The sequence below is a fragment of the Mesorhizobium sp. M7A.F.Ca.CA.004.12.1.1 genome (assembly GCF_003997835.1).
Classification (GTDB): Bacteria; Pseudomonadota; Alphaproteobacteria; order Rhizobiales; family Rhizobiaceae; genus Mesorhizobium.
The window spans coordinates 1-759 of record NZ_RZRK01001377.1; the positions used below are offsets into that span (position 1 = coordinate 1).

Annotated in this window: 1 protein-coding gene; it reads left to right on the top strand. The window is 63.4% G+C overall.

What is annotated here, in order from left to right; translation table 11 throughout:
- A partial coding sequence (locus tag EN984_RS36500) for a diguanylate cyclase (RefSeq protein WP_127384449.1) occupies positions 1-759 on the top strand: 759 nt, incomplete at both ends.

Sequence of the window (759 nt, forward strand, 5' to 3'; positions counted from 1 at the left end):
TCCTTGTGCTATGGTCCTATCAGCGCCACCGCCCCTATCTGGCCGTTTTGGCGATCAGCTACAGTCTCTCGGCGGCTGGCTTCCTGCTGCAGTATTTCACCTTGCCCATCGGGATGCCGCTGACCAAGCTTACGTCGAACATCTGCTTCACCATCGCCGCGTGCTGCCTGGCCAGCGCTGTCATCCACCGCTATGGCCGCAAGGTGCCCTATGTGGGGATCGCCGTGCTGGCCGGCGGCGGCCTGGCGTCGTTGTGCTGGTTCCTGTTCGTCGCGCCGGATCTCACCTGGCGCATCCTGGCGATGAATTTCGCATTCGGCGGCATCAGCCTTCTGGTTGCTGCCGAACTGCGCCCGGTGCGCAACAACGGCCCGACCGAAAAAATCCTGTTCGTGCTGTCGCTGCTGTCGGGCGTCAATTTCTTCGTGCGCACCCTTGCCGTCGTCATCGCGCATGGGCCCTTCGCCAGCTATGACGGGTTCTATGGCTCGTCCTACTGGACGACGGCGCTGCTGTCGCACGCGCTGCTCTCGCTGCTCATTGCGTTGTGCCTGTTTTCCGCCGCGGCACTCGACGTGTTGAAGGCATTGAAGACCGAGACCTATACCGACCCCCTGTCGGGCCTGCTCAACCGGCGTGGCTTCGAGGAACGCGGCATGCGGCTCTTGCAGCACTGCGCCTCGGCCCGGTTCCCGGTCGCGCTGGTGTTGGCCGACCTCGATCACTTCAAGGCGCTCAACGATGTGCATGGGCATGGCG